Below are 3651 nucleotides of genomic sequence, written 5' to 3' on the forward strand. Positions count from 1 at the left end.
GGCCGGCCGGGAGCTAGTCCTGAGTGCGGCGCGCCCTCGTCTGAGCCGCACGGGAGGCGTAGAAATCAGCCGCCGGGTAGCCCACCTCGGTGAGCACGAGACCGTGTGCGGGCGTGACGAACATCGGAACATCGGAGTCGATGCCGACGTCCGCCTCGGCGAGGAGCTCCGCGGGTCGGGTCACCGGCCAGGTGCCAGATCCGACCTTGATCAGCCCGCCCACCAGGGCGCGGACCATGTGGTGGCAGAACGCGTCGGCGCGCAGATCGATCGTGATCACGGCTTCCTGATCCCGGGCGACGTCGAGCTCGTGGAGGGTGCGGATCGTCGTCGCACCCTCCCGCGGTTTGCAGAAGGGAAGGAAATCGTGGAGTCCCTGGGCCTCGTGTGCGGCCTCCGCCATCGCCTCGACGTCGAGTTCGCCCTTGTGCCGGGGAGTGACGGGAGTCAGCAACGGGTCGATGAATGACCGGCGGTCGGCGAGCCTGTACTGGTAAGTCCGCCACAGTGCGGAGAACCGGGCGTCGAAGTCCTCCGGGACCTCGGATACGGCATGGATGACGAGGTCATCGGTGCCATCGACGGTGAGGACTCCGCGCAGCCGCGACAGCAGTGCCGCCTCGGCGGATCGGGAGGACTTGCCGATGAGCTTCTCGATGCCGGCGGTGGGCACGTCGATGTGAACGACCTGGCGTCTGGCGTGGACCCCGGCATCGGTGCGTCCGGCGACGACGGTGGCCACCTCGGCGCGGGTGATCCGGGTCAGCCCGGCCTCGAGCGAGGACTGCACGGTGCGCAGACCGGGCTGCTTCGCCCAACCGTGGAAATCGGTGCCGCGATAGCCGAGGTCGATGCGGAACCGCGTCACGACCTGTCCGGTCCTGATCGCTCCTGAGCTGCGGACTGCTCCTGGGTGGCGGGCTGCTTCTGAGACTCCGGCCCGGCAGAGGCTTCGGTGAAGGGCTCGCGGGCCCTGAACACGTTCTGAAACAGCCGCGACAGGGCACGCTCACGCTGACGGTGGTAGAGATCGACGTTCGTGTTGTAGATGCGTGCCCCGGACCGGATGCGTTCGGTCAGCACGTTCAGCTGACCATGCAGCAGCGCGATGGTGGTGTCGAACTCTTCACGGGGATCCGTCTGCATCGCCAGGGTCGAATCCGCGGCGATGCTCCTGCCGCTGACCTGGCTGGGAATCTGTGCAGCTGCGTCGACGGCGCGCGTCAGCGCACTCTCCGCGGCGGCACCGCGACGACCGAACGGTGCGCGTTCGGCCGAGGCGAGCGCCAGCTCGACAGAGCTGAGATCGTGCGTGGTGACCTGCTGCAGGGTTCCGATGTAGGCGGGTACGAGGGCATGCCGGCCGCGAAGTTCGACGAGCAGCTGACGTTTGGCCTCATCACAGAGCGAACGAGCCATCGACAGCTGATTGAATCGCAGCAAAGTCAGGGCCAGAGCGAGGACGACGAGGGCGAGCACGCACGCTCCGACGATGAACCAGACCACTGTCGCCTCCCCTTCTCGCTCGCTTGTCCGAAACCTAAGTTTACGCGGGGTTCAGACTCGTCGCGAACAGGTCAGACTCGTCACGAACAGATTGACCGCTCGTCACCGTGGGTCCGCTGATGCGAGGCGCCGGATCCTGCGGGGCGAGGCGATTTCGGCCATTCGTCGCCGGAACGTCGCCTCGGTGTCGCCCGTTCTTCACTCAGAGAGCGTGAACTGAGTTCTGTGAGAGTAGCGATCATTGCAGAGTCCTTCCTCCCCAATATGAATGGGGTCACCCACTCACTCCTGCGCGTCCTCGACCATCTGGCCGACCGGGGCGACGAGGTCCTCATCATTGCCCCGGGCACGCGTCGCGACGGGCCCAAAGAAGTCGCCGGAGCCCGAATCGTCCGTGTTCCCTCGATCGCCTTGCCGAAGTATCGGCGGGTTCGAGTCGCACCCGGCGGGGTCGGCCGCATCAAGCGACTGTTGGAGGCCTTCGACCCCGATGTCGTCCACCTTGCCAGCCCCTTCGTGCTCGGTTGGCGCGGAGTCCTGGCCGCTCAGAGCCTCGACCTGCCGACCGTGGCGATCTATCAGACCGAGGTTCCCGCCTATGCCGCCCGTTATGGGATGCACGGACTCGAGGCGATGCTGTGGTCGCATGTGCGCAATATCCACCAGCATGCTTCCCTGACTCTGGTTCCCTCGTCCTATACCCTTGATCAGCTGTCCGGGCTCGGAGTCGCCGAGGTGGATCTGTGGGCCCGCGGGGTCGATTCCTCCCGCTTCGACCCGAGTCACCGGTCCGAGGCCTGGCGGCGTTCCGTGGCTCCCGGCGGCGAGAAGATCATCGGCTACGTCGGTCGGCTCGCCGCCGAGAAGCAGGTGGAAGACCTGGCCGCCGTGGACGATCTGCCCGGTTCGAAGCTCGTCATCGTCGGCGACGGTCCCTGGCGGGCGAAGCTCGAACGGAGCCTGCCGAACGCGCATTTCGCCGGCTTCCTGGGCGGCGACGCCCTGGCGCAGGCTGTGGCGAGTTTCGATCTCATGGTCGCACCGGGTGAGCTCGAGACGTTCTGCCAGACGATTCAGGAGGCCATGGCCTCCGAGGTTCCTGTCATCGCCCCTGCCCGAGGTGGCCCGCTCGACCTCGTCGACTCCTCCCACACGGGGTGGCTCTACACTCCCAAGGATCTGGCGGCGATGCGCGAACATGTCACCGACCTCCTCGGCGATGAGGCGAAACGCCGGGCCTTCGGCGTCGCCGGGCGGCAGCAGGTGCTGCGCCGCAGCTGGAAGAGCGTGTGCTCACAGCTCATCGGCCACTACTCGCGGGCGATCGAGAATCCGCACCCGCAGGTCCTCGGCCGCGGGTTCACCGTCCAGACGGGCGCCGACGTCGAGGATTCCTCGAGCTTCTGAGACTGATCAGCATCGAGCGCGCACCTTAGCGTCGACAGCGCAGGTTATAGCGTGACCGCTCGATGCTGAGGTGTGCTCGTGATGATGGCGGCAGCATGCGGGTGCCGGCGGCAGCATGCGGGCGTCGGCGGCAGCTTGCAGGTGCTGGCGATGAGTTCGCGGTCAGGGCCCAGGACAGCGTTTCAGGCCTGGGCAGCCCATTCATCGACGGTGAGGACCGTGGCCTGTTTGGGAAAGACCTTCTCCATGAGCACCCGGTGAACTTCTTCGTCTCGGTCTGCACACGCGTCGGCGAGCACCGTCAAGCGAAAATCGAGGTCTGCGGCCTGACGGATGGTCGACAGGACCACTCCACTGGTGGCAACGCCGGTGAGGATGAGCATGTCGGCACCGTAGCCGCGCAAGAGGACTGCGAGGTCACTACCGGTGAAGGCGCTGATGCGGCGCTTCGTCACGATCGGTTCGCCCTCACGGCGGCCCAGAGTGTCATGGATGCTCGTCGACGCATGGGCCTCGTCGAGATCACCATGAGCCGCAATCTGCGCGAAGGAAGCCGTCTCCGCAAGCTCGGGCTGCCCTTCTCTCAGTGCCACGCGCACCCAGATGATGGGAATGTCCTTCTCCCTTGCGGCAGCGACAGCATCGTGGGCGCGTTCGAGGACGCCGGTTGTGGTGAAGGCCTCATCACCGGCGATGCCGTTCTGGAAGTCCATGGCGAGCAGGACGGGGCGGTGGGGT

Annotated in this window: 4 protein-coding genes; 1 reads left to right on the top strand and 3 read right to left on the bottom strand. The window is 66.3% G+C overall.

The window, feature by feature from the left end; all coding sequences use genetic code 11:
• Positions 1 to 13: 13 nt before the first annotated feature.
• A complete protein-coding gene (truA, locus tag L0G76_RS14790) occupies positions 14 to 868 on the bottom strand; it encodes a tRNA pseudouridine(38-40) synthase TruA (RefSeq protein WP_304357916.1) in 855 nt (284 codons plus the stop codon).
• The gene (locus L0G76_RS14795; RefSeq protein WP_304357917.1) at positions 865 to 1506 is read right to left on the bottom strand and encodes a LemA family protein; all 642 of its coding nucleotides are present in this window, start codon (positions 1504 to 1506) and stop codon (positions 865 to 867) included. Before L0G76_RS14795 ends, truA begins: the two co-directional genes overlap by 4 nt.
• A gap of 225 nt (positions 1507 to 1731) precedes the next feature.
• On the opposite strand from L0G76_RS14795, the gene L0G76_RS14800 reads away from it, so the two are divergent.
• Positions 1732 to 2913 (top strand): glycosyltransferase family 4 protein, encoded by a 1182-nt coding sequence (locus L0G76_RS14800; protein WP_304357918.1) that lies wholly within the window; start codon positions 1732 to 1734, stop codon positions 2911 to 2913.
• 182 nt (positions 2914 to 3095) lie between these two features.
• On the opposite strand, the gene L0G76_RS14805 is transcribed toward L0G76_RS14800, so the two are convergent.
• Positions 3096 to 3651: cysteine hydrolase family protein (locus L0G76_RS14805; protein WP_369696193.1), on the bottom strand; the 556-nt coding region annotated here is incomplete at its 5' end.

This window comes from Brevibacterium picturae (assembly GCF_030453725.1).
GTDB classification, from domain to species: Bacteria; Actinomycetota; Actinomycetes; order Actinomycetales; family Brevibacteriaceae; genus Brevibacterium; species Brevibacterium sandarakinum_A.